Consider the following 15,759-nt stretch of genomic DNA (forward strand, 5'->3'; position numbering starts at 1 on the left):
CATATAACTCAGGATTACAAGCTTATTAGCCCTTCACTGCCCCTGCGACAACGCCTTCGATGATGTATTTCTGGCAGGCAAGATAGAAAATGATAATCGGCACGATCGCCAGTACGAGTGTCCCCATCATTGCCCCCATATCTACAGAGCCGTACCCGCCTTTTAAGTACTGCACCGCGATCGGAATTGTCTTATACTTCCTTGTATCCAGTACAAGTGACGGGAGAAGGTAGTCATTCCAGATCCACATGGCCTGCAGGATGGTGACTGTAACACAGGTCGGTTTCGTGACAGGCATAACGATCCTGAAAAATGTCTGGATCGGCGTACATCCGTCCATCATTGCCGCTTCCTCGATCTCCAGCGGGATGGATTTCATGAACCCGGTAAACATAAAGACCGATAGTCCCGCCCCGAATCCCAGATAGATAATAATAATCCCCCAGGGATTTCCCAGTTTGAGCATGTTTGCAATCTTGGACAGTGTATACATCTCCATCTGGAACGGCACGATCATCGCAAACAGACACATCAGATACAAGATCTTGGTAAACTTCGTATGCACTCTGCTGATATACCATGCACACATTGAGCAGCAAAGTATAATCACAGCTACCGAGCCGATTGTGATAAACAAACTCCAGCCGAATGCCTCGAGCAGGCCAGTTTTTTCGATACCGCGTACATAGTTCTCCAGACCTACAAACATATTGTCCGTCGGGATCTTAAACGGGAATTTACTGATATATGCCTTCTTCTTAAAAGAATTGAGAATAACCAGCGCGATCGGATATAAGTACAGCAGGCTGATGATTGTAAATATCAGGGTCAAGAGCCATCCGTGTTTCGTTTTTCTTGGATTCATTACTGCTGCACCTCCTTCGACCTCGTCAGTTTATTCTGTAAGACTGCAATGACGCCTACAATGATGAAGAATACAACGGCTTTCGCCTGTCCGACGCCTTCATACCCGGTCCTTCCATAAAATGTATTATAGATATTCAGGGCGAGCAGTTCAGACATCTTGGACGGAGCACCGTTCGTCAGTGCCAGGTTCTGGTCAAAGAGCTTGAATCCGTTTGTCAGCGTCAGGAATGTACAGATCGTTATCGACGGCATAACCATAGGAATTGTAACGCTCTTTAAAATCTGCCGTGGGCTTGCGCCGTCAATCTTGGCCGCCTCGATCAGTTCCCCCGGTATGTTCTGGATACCGGAAATGTAAATAATCATCATGTATCCGACCTGCTGCCAGCACATCAGGATTACCAGCCCCCAGAACCCGTAGACGGATGAATATGTCAGTGTCCGCTCAAACTTTGCCAGAATACCGTTCAGCAGCAGCTGCCAGATATACCCGAGCACGATACCACCGATCAGGTTCGGCATAAAGAAGACTGTACGGAAGATATTCGTCCCCTTAATTCCTTTTGTCAGAAGAAGCGCCACCGCAAAAGCAAGCACGTTTATAAGCAGCACGGATGCAACCGTGAACAGCGCCGTATACCACATCGAATGCAGAAAGGTCGGGTCATCCAGTATCTTAACATAGTTCTTTAAACCGACAAATGTTCCGTCCGTCACCGTTGTAAACTTACAAAAGGATAAATAGATTCCCAGCAAAAACGGGGCTATGAATCCAATTGTAAATGCAATCAGTGTAGGAAGTACAAACACCGGAAAATATTTCTTTATCGCTTTTTCCATCTTCTCACTCCTCACTTAGATAAAAAGCTCCGCCAGAACTGCCGGAGCTTTTTTTGCTATGCTATATCTTCAGATCTACTCGTTTGCTGCCTTGTATTCTTCAGCCCAGCCGTCAACGAATGCTGTCTTCACTGCATCCCATTCTCCGGTTCCCTGTGCGTATTCCAGAAGAGCGCTTCCCACATTATTCTTCCAGTTTTCGGAAGGCATTGTTGTGAAATTCCAGCTTACAGGTGTTTTGCCTGCTTTTGTGTACTCGTCGTTTGCTTCTACAAGCGGATTGGATGGAAGGTAATCATCAAAAGTAGTAAACGGTGTTACGAATCCCATCTCAGTTGACAGAGCTTCGCGTCCTGCATCGCTCTCAACTACCCATTTCATAAAGTCCAGAGTTGCCTGAATATCTTCTTCGGATGCATTCTTATTCACGCACCAGTAGTTTTCAGAACCTGTGCAGAGTCCCTGATCTTCCTCTCCCTTTGCACCGATGTAGATTGGAAGCATTCCAAGGTCTTCGTCTGCTACTTCATTGTCTTTAATATCATTATAAGCCCATGTACCGTTCTGATAGAATACAGCCTCACCGAGTGCAAACTCAGATGCCGCATCATCACCTGTCTTAGAAGAAATCAGGTTTGGTTCACATGTTGAATCTGTGATATAGAGATCCCAGATATTTTTGTAGTTGTCCAGATATGTTCCTTTAATTGCATCTGTAGATGTGATTCCCTCATCCTTATATTCGTAATAAATCGGCAGGTTAGCCAGATGAGTCTTGAATCTCCAGTCAGAGGAAGAGTCCATTCCTGCTGATGTAAACGCGCCTTCTACGCCCAGATCATCCTTATGTGCCTGAATGCCGTCTGCAACCTTCTTAAGAGCATCAAAGCTGTTGAGGTCATCAATTGATTTCACTTCTGCATCTGGCAGTTCAAAATATTTATTCAGCAGTGCTTTATTGTAGATGATGCCGTAAGTCTCGATTACATATGCGATTCCTTTGACTTCATCGCCTTCCTTCAATACATAATCATCGCTCTGTACATCTTTATAAACATCACTGTCTGCAAGATCATAGCAGTAGTCTTTCCATGTTGCCAGACCTACCGGACCGTTTACCTGGAATAACGTAGGAGCTTCGTCCTTGGCCATTTCAGATTTCAGCTGTGACTCGTATGTTCCAGAAGCTGCTGTCTGTACGTCTACCTGTACCCCGGTTTCATCTGTATATTGCTTCGCGAGGTCAACCCACTGGTCTGCCTGCTCCGGCTTGAAGTTCAGATAATACACCTTTCCGCTTCCGCCGCCCTTATCATCTGTTTTGGCTTTTTCCTCCCCGCCTTTACTGCCGCATCCTGCAACAAGGCCCGCTGCCATTGCTGCTGTCAACAGAACTGCAATCAATCTTTTCTTTTTCATAGTTTCTTCCTCCTTTTGATAAAACCTATGTTGTATCTGTTGAGTTCATTATAAGAAAATTCAGTAAATCAGGATATAATAAAAAATTCAGAAACATGTTCAATTTCCATGAACCTGTTTCTGAACTCTTATTTCCGCCCGCCATTTAAAATATCATCGATGATTCTGGATGCCTCACTTTTTGTAATCGTCTCCGGATCCCATTCCAGAGTCACGCCATTGTTGCGGATAAGGCGTTTCAGGAATCCGATCTGCTTGGGTGTAGCAGCCGTCTCCTTTTTCTGTTTATAATTCAGGGTTACCGGCTGAAACAGCTTAGGCTCCTTCTCCTCGAAATAGTGCGCCAGCGTCTGGTAAAGCTTCGCCGTAGCCAGCGCGTCATGATATGCCCGGTGCGCAGCCTGATTGTCGATATGGTAATAGTTACACAGGCTTCCAAGGCTTTTGGACTCCATGTCCTTATGCACCTTGCGGGCAATTTTCAGTGTGTCGATTCCTTCTCTTTCAAAAGTAAGCCCTTGGGAAAGCGCACAGACCTTCACGAAACTATAATCAAAGATCACGTTATGCCCAATCAGGATATCCTCCTCACAAAAATCGAGGAAATCCCGGACCACATCCTTGCTGCATCTTGCGCCGGATACCATGTCATTCGTAATCCCCGTCAGATTCGTGATCACGGGTGATATCTCCTCCTTCGGGCATGCAAACTCCATGAAACGGTCCTGTACCCTGCCGTCCCGGACTTTCAGCGCCCCGATCTCTATAATCTCATTCTGGTCAGGACAAAGCCCTGTTGTCTCTAAATCAAATGCGATATATGACCTTAACATGTCTCTCCTTCCTTTAACAGCGAAAGAACATCCAAAAGCGTATCATACCTGTGCCATGCCATGTTCAGAATCTCCTGATCCGGCTCTACCAGATCCGGTATGATGACAGCCCTCATTCCCGCAGCCACGGCAGAACGTATCCCCGACGGGGCATCCTCCAGTGCCAGTGCATGCTCCGGGGCAACCCCGATCCCGGCGCATGCCTTCTGGTAAATTTCAGGGTCTGGTTTGCCGGCTGAAACCATATCCCCGTAAACCGCACCGTCAAAATACTTTAAAAGGCCGTGTTCTGCCATCAGGCTTGAGGCATGGGCCCTTCTGGAAGAAGTTGCAAGAGCAGCCTTATACCCCTCTTCCTTTGCAAACCTCAAAAGCTCTTCTGCTCCCGGTTTTACCTCCAGCCCTTCCTCGTCCACGATCTGGTGGTACTTTTCACGTGTCAGGACAGAAAACCTGTCCATTGGGAAGTCCGGGCATACATGCTCCCGGAAATATGCTTCCCTCCGCTTCACATTGAACCCGATCGTATTATAAATATGTTCGCCGAACCTTTCATACCCCAGCACTTCACCTGCATAATCCCAGGAGCGCTGGACGACTCTCTCGGAATTGAAAATGAGCCCGTCCATATCGAAGACAAGCCCATATATAGGTGTTTGAAACTGATTACTCAAAATAAATCCCTCTGCCTGTACAATCATTAATATAAGTGACAACCGCTTCCAATTTCCCCACTGCAGTTTCCATTTCTTCCAGCTCTTCCCCGCGGAGGTCCTTTGAAACAAGAGATTTCTTTACATCCTTAAGCATATGAATAAGTTCCTGATTTTTACTGGCCATAATGACTTCTCCCTTCGTGCTTGTCTGCTTCTGTATATTACTGTTCCCTGAAAACAATCTTTCCTGTCTTCGCGTCCATACTCTCCACAATCGCCAGAGATTCCAGCTGGAATCCCAGATTACGGATACTGCGCCCGCCTGTCTGGAAACCCTTTTCCACTGCGATCCCGATTCCTTCCACCGTGGCGCCGGCTGACTGTACGATCTGGATCAGTCCCTGCAGTGCACACCCGTTTGCAAGAAAGTCATCGATAATCAGCACATGGTCATCCGGTGACAGGAACTTCTGAGCCACAATCACATTGTTCTTACATTTATGAGTAAAAGATTCCACCTCGGCCACATACATCTCACCTTCCAGATTGATGCTCTTTGCCTTCTTGGCAAACACAACCGGAACATGGAAATGCTGTGCCACGACACATGCGATGCCAATACCCGAAGCCTCGATTGTTAAAATCTTATTGATCGGTTTATCCGCAAAACGCCTCTTGAACTCTTTTCCCATCTCATCAAACAGATCGATGTCCATCTGGTGGTTCAGGAAACTGTCGACTTTCAGTACATTTCCTTCTTTCACAATCCCGTCTTTTAAAATTCTTTCCTCTAAAATATTCATCCCTGCGGCTCCTTTTGTTCTTTATCCCTGCTTTATTTTAATATCTTAATATCCTTTTCCGGCATGTTGGCCTGTACAATCTCCAAAACGCCCTGCTCGTCAAACGCCTTTCTTGTCATAACAAGGGCATACTGCCTCTCATAATAAAAACCGGCTGCCTTTTTCGTAATCCGTACCTTCCTGATCTCTTTCCATGTAAAGAACTTCTTATTCTTGTTCTGTATCACAGCAATCCCCCGGTCTGAAACAGAAAATGTAACGGGCTCGCGGTAAATCTGATTATTCCGCATCTGCCTTGCTGCATCGGTCCTCAGCTGAAACGGCGTGGAAAAAGCCATTGCAGCGGCAATTACGATCAGTGCAACCATCCAGCTTATACTGATTCTCCCAACCGCATACATCACCACCCCTGCTATCAAAAATGCAATGGAAAAAACTATGGAAAAAATTCCGGTTAATCCCGAATAGGAGTGGTGCAGCATAAAATCATACAGTGAATCTTTCGTCATCTGCATCTTAAATTTCTTTTCTCTGTTCCCCATGATAAAATAACCTCTCTTTTAATTTTCTTCTTCATCCTTATGGAAGATCTCAAAGACCTTGCGCAGAAGATAAGAATTCAGCCATGTGACCAGTGACACCCCTATCACGATCCAAAGCGCAATCCCTATCATCAGGGTACTTGTATTCAGAAATGTCAGAATCACAGGCCCCGCCGTTATCACGAGCATAAGAAGTGTATAAGGCAGTTTTGCCACTGACAGTATCAGGGCGTTCTTAAATGTATTCCGAATCGAGTTCTCGTAACGGGCAGTCAGCGGGAACACATAGATTACTACGCAGAGCCATACAATGCTGAATATAATAAAAATACTCTGGAACACGGTCCTCATCGTAGACGACATTCCTGCAGCCACTCTGGAATCAATTCCGATTATGATACCGAGTACGGCCAGAATCAGCCAGATAAGCGTACTCTTTTTAAAGTTCTCTTTAAAAGCCCCCAGAAACCCTTTTACAATATAACCTTCTTCATTCTTTACGACCTTCAGCATCACTGTATAAAGAGCCGTGGTCGATGCCCCTATCGTCACAAGCGGGATAGAACATACGACCCAGAGAATATTCAGCAGCATAAAATCACAAAGTCTGCCCAAAGCCCGCATTACTACATTATCTGTCCAATTCATGTTACTCCTCTTTTCTTGCTGTACTATACTTTCTGTTTCCATATCTGTCCGCAATTTGGACAAAATGGAATTCCGTCACACCTTGTCGAATCACGCCGGATTTTGAAACATAAAATAATTATACTTGAAAAGGCCAAAGGACACAACACACATTTCAAGAATTTTTTTATCTAGATACTGATAGCCGCTCTGCCTGTAAATTGTAAGATTTAAGGGCCGGGCGGCTATTACCTTTTATTCCTATTGTATTGGCTCAAAATCGGAGGCCGGGTGCTTGCAGATTGGACATATAAAATCGGCCGGAAGTTCTTCCCCCTCATATACATATCCACAGATCTTGCAGATCCACCCCTTTTTCTTCACCGGCTGTGGAGCCGGCTTGATATTCTTGTGGTAATAAGTATATGTTACCGATTCGGCATCGGACAATACTTCCGCATCTGTAACATCCGCAAGGAACATCGTATGGCTTCCCAGATCTGTTTCAGAAATCACTTTTCCTGAAATATATCCGTTCACCATATTGTCCGGATAAGCGATCCCGTTCGCTGCACGTGAAAAGGCGAAATCTGCCATCTTATCAACATCTCTCCCGCTCTGGAAACCGAAATGTTTAAAGAGCTCAAAATCAGCCTCTGTATCGATCATGGAAACATTGAATTCCTTCGTCTTCATAATCATGTCGTGCGTATAGTTCTGCTTGTTAACTACAATAATGATCCTGTTCGGTTCCGCCGTCACCTGCATCGCCGTATTGATAATACATCCGTTGTCCTTTTCCCCGTCTTTTGCCGTCAGTACAAATAAGCCGTACGTCAGCTTAAACATTGCCGCCTGATTCATATGATGTCCTCCTCTATATTCTTTCTTTTCTTTTAAACTGTATAAAGCAAGTATATCATAGAAGGGCACAAAAAAACAGCCGGATTATTCCGACTGTTCTTTATAAGCGGGTGATGGGAATCGAACCCACGTATCTAGCTTGGAAGGCTAGTGTTCTACCATTGAACTACACCCGCGTCATCTCTGACACGAGTGATATCATACCATACCTTTTTTTATATTGCAATACCTAATTTAAAATTTTTTTAATTTTTTTGTATTTCTTATTTTTTCCATGCGCCTTTCACTGGTGGTTCCTTTTCAGACTGTGTCGCTCCTTCCCTCTTGCCAATCCCTGAAAATTGTTTTATATTAATAACTGTCCAGATACCTGAACCAAAATATATAGAGAGGAGTTAAAGAGATGAATCTGAACCAGATTGCCATGCTCCAGAAGTTCAAAAGCAGCTTCGACCAGTTCCGCAGTAACCATCCGAAATTTCCAATGTTTGTACAGGCGGTTGCACAGGATGCCCTTGTGGAAGGCACAATTATAGAAATAGCTGTAACATCTCCCGGAGGGAAACATTACAGCTCTAATATTAAATTAAAGGAAGAGGATATTGAGCTTATGAAGATGATTCAGCAGATGAACGTCTGAATCATGCCCTGTTTTGCAGGACACCCGGTATTTTTAAAATACGTGGTGTCCCCCGAATTTCTCAAGAAAAACTTCCCGGGGCAGCGGTTCTGAAAAAAAGTACCCCTGCCCTACATCACAATGAAATTCTTTCAGGATATTTAGCTGGTCTTCATTTTCAATACCTTCTGCCGTGGATATTACCTGATTCAGTCTCCTGCACATATCAATCGAATTTTCAACCACAATCCTTGCCTTTGGATTACTTTTCAGATCATCCACCAGACTTTTATCCAGCTTCAGTTCCACGAAATTCATGTTAATAAGGATCGCCAGATTTGAATACTGGTAGCCATAGTCATCAAGTGATACAACAAACTTGTACTTTTCAAAATCTTCCATCAGCCCCTTTAAGGCTCTTGGCTCCATCTGGCTGACACTCTCAGTCACTTCGATCACGAGCAGCTCGGGCGGTACTTCATACCGTTCCCTGATCTCGGCAAGCCTGTTCACGACGCGGCTTCCCATCAGGCTGAGCCGTGAGAAATTAACAGATACCGGAACCGGGGTGCCCCCGCTTTTTATCCATTCCTGAAGCAGCTTACACACTTCTTCGAAGGCATAGCAGTCCAGATACTGGATCACGCCCTCCGTTTCGTAAAGGGAAATAAACTTATCCGGAAGAAGGATTTCTCCGTCTTCGCCCTCACGCCGCATCAGTGCTTCTGCACCGACCATCGCGCCCGTTTCCAGATTGATCTTCGGCTGGAGGTAGATTTCAAACCGTCCTGCCTCGATGTCACGGACCAGTTTTCTGGCAAGTGCTTTATGCTGCAGACGCCTGCCATCCAGTACGGATCCATAATAGACCTGCTTTTCCACATACATCATGCTGTCGCTGTAACCAATCTGCTCCTCAATATTGACGTTTCCCCTGCCAAAATTAACACCCATAGAGAAATCGCAGATACATTCATCCTCCGCATAATCTCTCAGGCCGTCCAGACGCTCCTCAAATTCTTCCTTCGTCCCGTCTATATACAATGCAATAAACTCATCCCCACCGATCCGGTAGGAATATTCCGGGAAATACCGCCGTATCCCCTGTGCCACGCTCCGGATCATTTCATCTCCATATGGATGGCCAAAATGGTCATTTGCATACTTCAAACCATTAATATCCACGAATACTACGCCCAGTGACTTTAAGTGTGCAGCTTTTAGGTCCTCGATTTTCTCCAGATAACTGTTCCGGTTTCCCAATCCTGTCAGCGCATCGACATGGCTTAAATCCTTCAGTTTATAAATCATCCGGCGTTTGTAAATATCATTACTCACAAAGAATGCAACCGAATGAAGCAGGCTGACCTGTTCTATATCCTTCGTCGGGTTATCCACACCGATAAATCCGGCAATCTTCTTTTCACCCCCATACTTTTCAGAAGTCTCCTCCCAGATCGGCGCCGCCATATGCCTCCTAACGCCCAGCGCCTGAAGTATCTCTGGCAGCTTGGCCTCCCCTTCTTCACAGTATTTTGGGAAACAAACCGCCTCTTCCTCCTCAAAATGCTCATTCCACTGGGCCACATACTCCATCGGTATATCCTGAAGTTTCTCCTTTCTGGACATCAGATCTTTCCTGTGCCATTCATAGGTATTAGACACCGTGTTTTCAGAATAATTACATTCATAGATAAATGCATGCTCTGCCCTGTAAAAGCCCCCGATAATCTCCAGAAGACTATGGATCGCCACATCCATGTCTTCATTCCCTGAAAGCGCATGAATACACTGTACAACTGTCTCCTCGGCAGAAAGCTGCCGCTCCAGATCTTTATTGTGTACCTCACTATCCGTGATATCCACGCAGATCTCCAGCCTGTAATCCTTCCCGTCGATCTCAACAAGCTTATCACGCAATTTAAAATATTTCCCCAGTTTTTCATTATAATGTTTCCATGTATAAAAACGCTCTTTTGTTATGCGGTCATTCGTACAAAAGGGGCACGGGGTTTTCCGGTTCTGAAAGAGTTCATAACAATATCTGCCCTTATAATCTTCCCCCGGAGCCAGGTCAAGAGTTTCCCGCATAGCCTGATTCAGATAAATCACTTCATATGTTTCCGGATCAGAGATATAGGCTATATTTTCACTTTCATCCACAATCAGAGGATATATCTTTTCTTTTTCAACCATATCATTCACCTGTTTATCCTTCCGCGCCTGCATAAAACATAAGGCATCTCATATTAATTATTCAGCATGTAAAAGAGCTGCCATCTTCCAGACGTATACTGCTATGCTCTGATATTCTTTTTATTATACTATATTTTTTCACGATTTCCTATACAGATTCATGGAAATTTGACAAATGCTTCTTTGACTTATCCTGATAAAAGTAATATAATTCCATAAGACATAATAGAAAAGGGAGTAGTGAAAGATGAGCAAAAGAATCGATAAGAAAAAACTGAAGAGACAAAGTGACTTAACCTCAGGCAATGCAGGCGCAACACTTGCCGCACCAGTATCTGAACCGGCACCATCCGTCAATCCGAAGGCCTGCATGCAGACAGACTTCTTCATCCAATATCAGAATCAGGAATATCTGGAGAGGGAGATTATAGACAAGATCAGGGAAAAATGCAAAGCTGAAGGAACCGAGCTTTCGGCTGCTGGAAAGCTTTGTGTATATCTGAAACCTGAAGAGGGGAAGGCTTACTACACATATGGTGATATCAACGGATTTGTAGAAGCATAGTCCGTGTTCTTTTCCCACAAAAAACTCCCCGCAGAGCCTGTTCTGCCGGGAGTTTTCTTATATCCATTTTAATCAGGTCCTATTCTTTTCCGTCAAAGCAGTACGTACAGAGCTTGCATGCCGGAAGCCCGATAGATTCCACCAGGTCATCCAGCCTGTGATAGCGCAGGCTCGTGAAATTCTGGCGTCTGCGAACTTCTTCCACCATTTCCTCATAGCGCTTGCAGCATGGGTCTGCATACTCGGCCAGGATTTCAGGCGTTACTTCCTCCTCACGCTCCTCAATGATCCTTCTGGTAATCAGGTCCAGTTCCGATTTAGAGCGGGAGAAATTCAAATATTTACATCCAAACAATAACGGCGGGCATGCCGGACGGACATGTACTTCTTTTGCACCGCTCTGGTAAAGAAATTCCGTCGTCTCCCTTAACTGGGTTCCTCTTACGATAGAATCATCAATGAGAAGCAGTTTTTTATTTTCAATCAGTGCCTGAACCGGGATCAGCTTCATCTTTGCAATCAGATTTCTCTGGCTCTGGTTGGTCGGCATGAAAGAACGGGGCCAGGTTGGTGTATATTTAATAAACGGGCGGGCATAGGGGATCCCTGATTCATTGGCATAACCAATCGCATGGGCGATTCCGGAATCAGGCACCCCGGCAACAACATCGGGTGTTACACTGCCGGCATCACGCTTTGCAAGCATACTTCCACATTTGTAGCGCATCTCCTCTACATTGACCCCTTCGTAGGAAGACGTGGGATAACCATAATATACCCATAGGAAAGAACACATTTTCATCTCTTCTCCCGGAGGGCTTACCGTCTCAACACCGTCCGGTGTGATAAATACGATCTCAGAAGGTCCCAGTTCTTTATAATCACTGTATCCAAGATTAATGTATGCGAAATTTTCGAAGGAAACACAGTATGCGTCCTCTTTTTTGCCAACTACAAGCGGAGTTCTGCCGTACCTGTCTCTGGCCGCATATAGTCCTTCCGGCGTCATCAGAAGCAGAGTCATCGACCCGTCTACAATCTTCTGTACATATTGTATTCCGGCGGTAATCGTGTCAGCTTTACAGATCAGGGATGCAATCAGTTCCGTAGCGTTAATCTGGCCGCCGCTCATCTCCTGGAAATGAGTGTGTCCGTTCTCATATACCTTATCCAGCAGTTCATCCATATTGTTAATCTTACCGACCGTTGTAATTGCAAAACTTCCAAGATGTGACTGGATTAAAAGCGGCTGCGGCTCATAATCGGAAATACAGCCGATCCCTAAATTTCCACTTAATTCTTCCACATCTTTATCAAACTTGGTACGGAACGGTGAGTTCTCAATATTGTGAATCGCTCTTTGAAATCCGTCTTCTCCAAATGTTGCCATTCCACCTCTTCTGGTTCCCAGATGAGAATGGTAGTCCACGCCGTAGAAAAGCTCTAATGTACAGTTAGTCTTAGACGCCACACCAAAAAAACCACCCATGTTTTATTCTCCTTCTCAAAACAAATTTTCATCAGTACAGTACGGGTCTGCACAGTAACAGCCCGTGACAGCATACAGTGTACCACATTAAACTTCCAGACGTAAAGTAACAGTCTGTCATTTTTCGAGATATTTATCCCGGAGTTTTTGTTTATTATCAACAGAAAGCCCAAGCTGGTTTTCCAGATAAGCATCCATCGACCCGTAGTTTTTATCAATCGTATCCAGTGCTTTTTCCAGATATGCCTGTTCTGCCCCGGCCATTGACTTCGCCGCTTTTACGGCCTCTTCTGGGAGCCCTTTGCTTCGGATAAACTGTTCTAACTGCTCAATGTTTTCGCGGTAATACTGGTTCGTAAGTATGTAGTCTTCCAAAATTGTTTCCCTGTCTACACCCAGCGCAGATAAAATCAGCACAGAGCCAAATCCTGCCCTGTCTTTTCCTGCTGTACAATGCCACAGAATGGCTCCCTCCCCATGATTGAGAAGGACCTCAAAAAAGTTAGAATATCCTTTCTGTGATACCGGGCTTAGTGCAATATCTACATACATATTCTCCATCGCACCGCTCGTAATGAACCCCATCACCTTTTCCAGCGGAAACGCACCTCCTGCCGCAGCCGCCGCCATTCCCTGATTCTCTTTCGCTGATTCGTCAAGAATACCAAAGTGGTAGCTGCACACACCCTCAATCTCAGGGTCAGGCGCCGCCTCTCTCTCAAATGTTGTCCTGAAATCTACCACTTCCGTCAGGTGATATACATTCTTCAGACGGTCCAGATCCCCTTCTTTAGCATCCGCCAGTTTTCCCGTGCGCAGCAGTACGTCCTTTTTAATGCGCCTTGAATCCGCCCCGGTATAGCCGCCGAGCTGTCTGGCATTGCCGATACCGGTAAGGCCTATTGATTTTAAATCCATACCTGCCTCCTGTTTTTACATCATACTTTTTTCGTGCTTTTTGAAAAAAGCACACTCTGTTTTATATTATAGCCTGTTTTCACGTGTTGTACAAGAAGCGTTACTCTTCGGACCGGGTTTCCAGCCTAAACTGATTTTTCTTATACGTCAGCAGCCCATCCTTCTGCATTCTGGACAGTTCAGCCGACAAGGCGCTTCGTTCCACTGACAGATAGTCGGCCAGCTGCTGCCGGTTGAATGGTATCACCACACTTTGTCCTCCCTGACGCAGGACCTCCTGTGACAAATAGGACAAAAGCCTCTCCCGGATCGTTTTCGGTGTAATATGATTGATCTTCTGCGTCAGATTCAGGTTCTTCGACGCCATGATCGTCACCAGATTCCTGATCAGACGCTGATGGTGGCTGCACGAGGAAGCACATGTGCTCATAACCTTCCATACATCCAGAAACAGGACTTCCGATGGCCTGACCGCAATCACATCCGCGAACATCGGCTCTTCAGATATACAGGCATAAGTCTCCGCAAACACCTCCCCCGGCATTATATTCCCGATAATGTTCTGGTTCCCCCACACATCTGTCCTCACAATATGAATCCCGCCTGACAGCAGCAGTCCCATTTTGTGTATGGCCTGCCCCGCATGAAAGATGGTGTACTCCTTCGGAAAAGATTTTTCCTGCGCCCCCAGGCACCCCAGCATCTCTTCTGCCTCCTGCTTTGTGCAGCCCTTAAATAATTCTGTATCCGCAATAAACTGATAATCCATTTTTTTCACCTATACAATCTTTTTCTAATTTCGTTGTTTTAGCAACATGATTATATTTTAAAGTATAGTACAATACGTATATCAAGTCAAAGTCCTGCATCAGACTGTGGGTATGAATGCTTGTAGAAATGCTTGTTGAAAACCAGGAGGATTCAAAATGATACGAAAAATTATAGAAATCAACGAAGAAAAGTGTAACGGCTGCGGTCTGTGTGCCGAAGCCTGTCACGAAGGTGCAATCGAAATGGTTGACGGCAAAGCCCGTCTCATGAGGGACGATTATTGTGACGGACTGGGGGACTGCCTTCCGGTCTGCCCCGCCAATGCCATCAGTTTTGTAGAGCGCAAGGCCGCTGCCTATGACGCCGATGCTGTAAAAAAGCATCAGGAAGAAAAAACGGATGGCCAGCTGCGTCAATGGCCGGTACAGATCAGGCTTGCCCCTGTCACAGCCCCTTATTTTGAAGATGCGAAGCTTCTGATCGCAGCCGACTGCACCGCCTACGCTTATGCAAACTTCCACAAAGATTTCATGCGCGGGAAAATCACACTGGTGGGCTGTCCGAAACTTGACGCGGTGGATTATGCAGAAAAACTGACCGAAATCCTGACCCATAACCATTTTCAGAGTGTCACCGTCGCACGCATGGAAGTCCCCTGCTGCGGCGGACTTGAGCAGGCTGTGAAAACTGCGCTGATTAACAGTAAAAAAATGATCCCGTGGCAGGTTGTCACATTCACTACCGATGGAAAAATACTCGATGTATAAATAAACACCCCGAAAAGGGAATGCGCTTCTTATGTGAAGGCATCCCCTTTTTCATACCCTATGACAATTTTGTGGCCCAGTATTCAACTGCTGCCTTTAAGAATCCTGCACAGCCCGGTACGTCACTGTCATAATATTTCGTAAACCGTTCATCTGCCGTGTACATCTGCACCACACCAATATGTGCCTGTACGGAATATTTCTTCCAGGTCATACACAGCCATTCCTTATGAAGCCCGGCAATTCTTTTTCCTGCTTCACTCTCTGGTTCTTCCCCGGTACGTACGGCTACATTCAAACTTTCACAAATCTCTTTTTCCAGCCTCCGAAAGTCTTCATATTCCTCTTCTGTCATATTCAACAGTTTCTGATTTGATCCATCCACTTCTGCATCCCCGTATCTGCTTCTGATCTCCTGACCATAAGCCTCCTCGTTTTTCATAACAGCATCCCTTTTGAATGCTTCGAATTTTTCCTGATTGCTCATCGTAATTTCTCCCTTCATTGACGAGATCGTCTTCTTCACGGCAGTTATCATACTGTTGATCCTGAGCTGCTCTTTTTCAAGCTCCTCAAGATGTTCATGGAGGGCGTCCATAATATTAAAATCGTCACCATACAGAATCTCCGCAATCTGTTCCAGCTTAAGCCCGCGTTCACGGTAAAATAAAATCTGCTGCAGCAGCTCCAGTTCCCGCTCCCCGTAGTAACGGTATCCCGATTCCCGGACACCTGCCGGCTTCAATAATCCGATGCTGTCGTAGTAACGCAGGGTACGTGCACTGATACCCGCGATTTCCGATACCTGTCTGATACTGTATTCCATAAGTCTTACCTCCTGCCGTAATTCGAATATACCAGTTGACGCAGCGTCAAAGTCAAGTGGGGATTTATATTTTTATTTTGTATTTCAGGATAAGTGATCCTGTTTCTTCTATATTTATTATATCTGCTTATTAAGAATTATTACAGGCCTTTATATG

18 protein-coding genes and 1 tRNA gene are annotated in these 15,759 nt (G+C 45.3%); 3 read left to right on the plus strand and 16 right to left on the minus strand.

Features of this window, described 5'->3' with window-relative positions; translation table 11 throughout:
- Window positions 1–25 precede the first annotated feature (25 nt).
- The 11 genes from DWX43_RS18525 to DWX43_RS18570 form a co-directional block, all read right to left on the minus strand.
- The gene (locus DWX43_RS18525; protein WP_109730169.1) at window positions 26–865 is read right to left on the minus strand and encodes a carbohydrate ABC transporter permease; all 840 of its coding nucleotides are present in this window, start codon (window positions 863–865) and stop codon (window positions 26–28) included.
- Window positions 865–1,707, minus strand: a complete 843-nt coding sequence (locus DWX43_RS18530; RefSeq protein ID WP_109730168.1) for a sugar ABC transporter permease — start codon at window positions 1,705–1,707, stop codon at window positions 865–867. Before DWX43_RS18530 ends, DWX43_RS18525 begins: the two co-directional genes overlap by 1 nt.
- A 75-nt stretch (window positions 1,708–1,782) precedes the next feature.
- A complete protein-coding gene (locus tag DWX43_RS18535) occupies window positions 1,783–3,126 on the minus strand; it encodes an ABC transporter substrate-binding protein (protein ID WP_109730167.1) in 1,344 nt (447 codons plus the stop codon).
- A 128-nt stretch (window positions 3,127–3,254) separates the two neighbouring features.
- Complete coding sequence (locus tag DWX43_RS18540; RefSeq protein WP_118621389.1) at window positions 3,255–3,959, minus strand: 3'-5' exonuclease; 705 nt, start codon at window positions 3,957–3,959, stop codon at window positions 3,255–3,257.
- The gene (locus DWX43_RS18545) at window positions 3,953–4,633 is read right to left on the minus strand and encodes an HAD family phosphatase (RefSeq protein ID WP_330405260.1); all 681 of its coding nucleotides are present in this window, start codon (window positions 4,631–4,633) and stop codon (window positions 3,953–3,955) included. The genes DWX43_RS18540 and DWX43_RS18545 overlap by 7 nt, the downstream gene beginning before the upstream one ends.
- Entirely contained in the window at window positions 4,626–4,799 is a 174-nt protein-coding gene (locus DWX43_RS27045; RefSeq protein WP_181368593.1) for a hypothetical protein, read from the minus strand. Before DWX43_RS27045 ends, DWX43_RS18545 begins: the two co-directional genes overlap by 8 nt.
- 37 nt (window positions 4,800–4,836) lie before the next feature.
- Complete coding sequence (locus DWX43_RS18550; RefSeq protein WP_118621390.1) at window positions 4,837–5,418, minus strand: xanthine phosphoribosyltransferase; 582 nt, start codon at window positions 5,416–5,418, stop codon at window positions 4,837–4,839.
- A gap of 32 nt (window positions 5,419–5,450) precedes the next feature.
- Window positions 5,451–5,960, minus strand: coding sequence for a hypothetical protein (locus DWX43_RS18555; RefSeq protein WP_118621391.1), 510 nt, complete (start codon window positions 5,958–5,960; stop codon window positions 5,451–5,453).
- Between the two features lie 18 nt (window positions 5,961–5,978).
- Entirely contained in the window at window positions 5,979–6,608 is a 630-nt protein-coding gene (locus tag DWX43_RS18560) for a DUF624 domain-containing protein (protein WP_118621392.1), read from the minus strand.
- A gap of 240 nt (window positions 6,609–6,848) precedes the next feature.
- Window positions 6,849–7,451 carry a flavin reductase gene (locus tag DWX43_RS18565; protein ID WP_118621393.1) on the minus strand — a complete coding sequence of 201 codons (603 nt, stop codon included), beginning with the start codon at window positions 7,449–7,451 and terminating at the stop codon, window positions 6,849–6,851.
- A 105-nt stretch (window positions 7,452–7,556) separates the two neighbouring features.
- A tRNA-Gly gene (locus DWX43_RS18570) sits at window positions 7,557–7,627 on the minus strand.
- Between the two features lie 227 nt (window positions 7,628–7,854).
- Here DWX43_RS18570 and DWX43_RS18575 point away from each other — a divergent pair.
- Window positions 7,855–8,091: a hypothetical protein gene (locus DWX43_RS18575; protein ID WP_118621394.1), complete on the plus strand. Its 237-nt coding sequence runs from the start codon at window positions 7,855–7,857 to the stop codon at window positions 8,089–8,091.
- A 33-nt stretch (window positions 8,092–8,124) separates the two neighbouring features.
- On the opposite strand, the gene DWX43_RS18580 is transcribed toward DWX43_RS18575, so the two are convergent.
- Window positions 8,125–10,266 (minus strand): EAL domain-containing protein, encoded by a 2,142-nt coding sequence (locus DWX43_RS18580; protein ID WP_118621439.1) that lies wholly within the window; start codon window positions 10,264–10,266, stop codon window positions 8,125–8,127.
- A 247-nt stretch (window positions 10,267–10,513) separates the two neighbouring features.
- Here DWX43_RS18580 and DWX43_RS18585 point away from each other — a divergent pair, with 247 nt between their 5' ends.
- Window positions 10,514–10,831 carry a DUF6465 family protein gene (locus DWX43_RS18585; RefSeq protein ID WP_118621395.1) on the plus strand — a complete coding sequence of 106 codons (318 nt, stop codon included), beginning with the start codon at window positions 10,514–10,516 and terminating at the stop codon, window positions 10,829–10,831.
- Between the two features lie 79 nt (window positions 10,832–10,910).
- Here the strand turns inward: DWX43_RS18585 and DWX43_RS18590 are convergent, their stop codons facing one another.
- The 3 genes from DWX43_RS18590 to DWX43_RS18600 form a co-directional block, all read right to left on the minus strand.
- On the minus strand, window positions 10,911–12,320 hold the full coding sequence (locus DWX43_RS18590; RefSeq protein ID WP_109730158.1) for an amidophosphoribosyltransferase: 1,410 nt from the start codon (window positions 12,318–12,320) through the stop codon (window positions 10,911–10,913).
- A 117-nt stretch (window positions 12,321–12,437) separates the two neighbouring features.
- Entirely contained in the window at window positions 12,438–13,238 is an 801-nt protein-coding gene (locus DWX43_RS18595) for a tyrosine-protein phosphatase (RefSeq protein ID WP_109730157.1), read from the minus strand.
- A gap of 100 nt (window positions 13,239–13,338) precedes the next feature.
- Entirely contained in the window at window positions 13,339–14,007 is a 669-nt protein-coding gene (locus DWX43_RS18600) for a Crp/Fnr family transcriptional regulator (RefSeq protein ID WP_118621396.1), read from the minus strand.
- Between the two features lie 157 nt (window positions 14,008–14,164).
- Here DWX43_RS18600 and DWX43_RS18605 point away from each other — a divergent pair, with 157 nt between their 5' ends.
- Window positions 14,165–14,776, plus strand: coding sequence for a 4Fe-4S binding protein (locus DWX43_RS18605; RefSeq protein ID WP_109730155.1), 612 nt, complete (start codon window positions 14,165–14,167; stop codon window positions 14,774–14,776).
- A 58-nt stretch (window positions 14,777–14,834) separates the two neighbouring features.
- Here DWX43_RS18605 and DWX43_RS18610 read toward each other — a convergent pair whose 3' ends face one another.
- A complete protein-coding gene (locus DWX43_RS18610; RefSeq protein WP_118621397.1) occupies window positions 14,835–15,602 on the minus strand; it encodes a MerR family transcriptional regulator in 768 nt (255 codons plus the stop codon).
- Window positions 15,603–15,759 lie beyond the last annotated feature (157 nt).

It is taken from the genome of Clostridium sp. AF19-22AC (assembly GCF_003479085.1).
Classification (GTDB): Bacteria; Bacillota; Clostridia; order Lachnospirales; family Lachnospiraceae; genus Faecalicatena_A; species Faecalicatena_A orotica.

What these genes read in the sequence shown, in the direction of transcription:
- DWX43_RS18595 (WP_109730157.1), bottom strand. Translation starts at nt 13,238, where the DNA reads ATGGATTTAAAATCAATAGGCCTTACCGGTATCGGCAATGCCAGACAG.
- DWX43_RS18555 (WP_118621391.1), bottom strand. Translation starts at nt 5,960, where the DNA reads ATGGGGAACAGAGAAAAGAAATTTAAGATGCAGATGACGAAAGATTCA.
- DWX43_RS18565 (WP_118621393.1), bottom strand. Translation starts at nt 7,451, where the DNA reads ATGAATCAGGCGGCAATGTTTAAGCTGACGTACGGCTTATTTGTACTG.
- DWX43_RS18525 (WP_109730169.1), bottom strand. Translation starts at nt 865, where the DNA reads ATGAATCCAAGAAAAACGAAACACGGATGGCTCTTGACCCTGATATTT.
- DWX43_RS18540 (WP_118621389.1), bottom strand. Translation starts at nt 3,959, where the DNA reads ATGTTAAGGTCATATATCGCATTTGATTTAGAGACAACAGGGCTTTGT.
- DWX43_RS18580 (WP_118621439.1), bottom strand. Translation starts at nt 10,266, where the DNA reads ATGGTTGAAAAAGAAAAGATATATCCTCTGATTGTGGATGAAAGTGAA.
- DWX43_RS18530 (WP_109730168.1), bottom strand. Translation starts at nt 1,707, where the DNA reads ATGGAAAAAGCGATAAAGAAATATTTTCCGGTGTTTGTACTTCCTACA.
- DWX43_RS18585 (WP_118621395.1), top strand. Translation starts at nt 10,514, where the DNA reads ATGAGCAAAAGAATCGATAAGAAAAAACTGAAGAGACAAAGTGACTTA.
- DWX43_RS18550 (WP_118621390.1), bottom strand. Translation starts at nt 5,418, where the DNA reads ATGAATATTTTAGAGGAAAGAATTTTAAAAGACGGGATTGTGAAAGAA.
- DWX43_RS18560 (WP_118621392.1), bottom strand. Translation starts at nt 6,608, where the DNA reads ATGAATTGGACAGATAATGTAGTAATGCGGGCTTTGGGCAGACTTTGT.
- DWX43_RS18590 (WP_109730158.1), bottom strand. Translation starts at nt 12,320, where the DNA reads ATGGGTGGTTTTTTTGGTGTGGCGTCTAAGACTAACTGTACATTAGAG.
- DWX43_RS27045 (WP_181368593.1), bottom strand. Translation starts at nt 4,799, where the DNA reads ATGGCCAGTAAAAATCAGGAACTTATTCATATGCTTAAGGATGTAAAG.
- DWX43_RS18605 (WP_109730155.1), top strand. Translation starts at nt 14,165, where the DNA reads ATGATACGAAAAATTATAGAAATCAACGAAGAAAAGTGTAACGGCTGC.
- DWX43_RS18610 (WP_118621397.1), bottom strand. Translation starts at nt 15,602, where the DNA reads ATGGAATACAGTATCAGACAGGTATCGGAAATCGCGGGTATCAGTGCA.
- DWX43_RS18600 (WP_118621396.1), bottom strand. Translation starts at nt 14,007, where the DNA reads ATGGATTATCAGTTTATTGCGGATACAGAATTATTTAAGGGCTGCACA.
- DWX43_RS18535 (WP_109730167.1), bottom strand. Translation starts at nt 3,126, where the DNA reads ATGAAAAAGAAAAGATTGATTGCAGTTCTGTTGACAGCAGCAATGGCA.
- DWX43_RS18575 (WP_118621394.1), top strand. Translation starts at nt 7,855, where the DNA reads ATGAATCTGAACCAGATTGCCATGCTCCAGAAGTTCAAAAGCAGCTTC.